Genomic DNA, 1,230 nt, shown 5'->3' with positions numbered 1-1,230 from the left:
GTCGTCGCCGGGTTGGCCGGATACGCCCTGCTCGGCGCCGTGCTGGCGGAGCGGGCGGGGCCGGGCGGGCGGCTCGCGCTGACCGTCGGCGGGCTGGCCCTGGCCCTGGTGGCGGTGACCGCCGGCGCCACGTACGCCCGGCGGCCGGTGTCCCCGTACCTCGGCCGGCTGGCCGACCTGACCGACACGGCTCTGGTGGTCGCGGTGGTCCCGGTGGCCTGCGCGGTGCTCGACCTCTACGACCGGGCCCGCGGCCTGCTCGCCTGAGTACGCGACGGCCCGGGCCGCGACGTGCGACCCGGGCCGTGGCGAAGCGTGACCGTCAGTGCAGCGTCTCGCCGCGCTCCTCGGCCTCCTTGGCCCGCCGGTAGGACGCGGCGATCTCGGCCTCGGCCTCGACCCGGCCGACCCAGGTCGCGCCCTCGACCGACTTGCCCGGCTCCAGGTCCTTGTAGACCTCGAAGAAGTGCTGGATCTCCAGGCGGTCGAACTCGCCCAGGTGGTGGATGTCCCGCAGGTGCTCCTGGCGCGGGTCCTCGTAGGGGACGCAGAGGACCTTGTCGTCGCCGCCCTTCTCGTCGGTCATCCGGAACATGCCGATGGTGCGGCAGCGGATCAGGCAGCCGGGGAAGGTCGGCTCGGGCACCAGCACCAGCGCGTCCAGCGGGTCGCCGTCCTCGCCCAGGGTGCCCTCGATGAAGCCGTAGTCGGCCGGGTACTGGGTGGAGGTGAAGAGGGTGCGGTCCAGCCGGATCCGGCCGGTCGCGTGGTCCACCTCGTACTTGTTGCGGTGACCCTTGGGGATCTCAACCGTGACGTCGAAATCCATTTCCCACGCTCCCTCGTTTGCCCACGCTGGCTAACGGAAACCAGCGGCTCGCCGCCCGCACGGGTGAACGCCCCCCGCCGGCTCCGGCCGCCGCATAGTGTTCGGACCGAAGTAGTGTCACCCAAGGTGATTTCGAGCGGGGAGGAGGGGGCCGTGGGGAGGGAAGATTCACACTACCGCCCCGAGGGGGTTGACGGGCGCCGGTCCGTCGGATCCGGTTCCGGTGGAGCCACCGGGCGGGTGTCGGTCCCCGGCGCCAACCTCCCCCATCGTTCGGCACCGGCCAGCGGATCGGCCCGGGTCACCCCGGCCGGCGACCCGGCAGCGGCGCCGGTGAGCTGGCCCGGCGCGCCGGGTCCGATCCCGGTGAGCCCACCGGTCCCGCCGGTCGGCGCCGCCCC

1 protein-coding gene and 1 pseudogene are annotated in these 1,230 nt (G+C 73.7%); one reads left to right on the top strand and one right to left on the bottom strand.

Translation table 11 applies throughout. The features are described from left to right. A pseudogene (locus HUW36_RS33150) lies at positions 1-267 on the top strand (type VII secretion integral membrane protein EccD); the annotation flags it as partial. Between the two features lie 55 nt (positions 268-322). Here HUW36_RS33150 and HUW36_RS33145 read toward each other — a convergent pair. Further along, positions 323-829, bottom strand: a complete 507-nt coding sequence (locus tag HUW36_RS33145; protein WP_013288994.1) for an inorganic diphosphatase — start codon at positions 827-829, stop codon at positions 323-325. Positions 830-1,230 lie beyond the last annotated feature (401 nt).

This window comes from Micromonospora maritima, assembly GCF_902825405.1.
Lineage (GTDB): Bacteria > Actinomycetota > Actinomycetes > Mycobacteriales > Micromonosporaceae > Micromonospora > Micromonospora maritima.
Note: the sequence above shows the minus strand (reverse complement) of the source record. Positions and strands in the feature narration are given on the sequence as shown.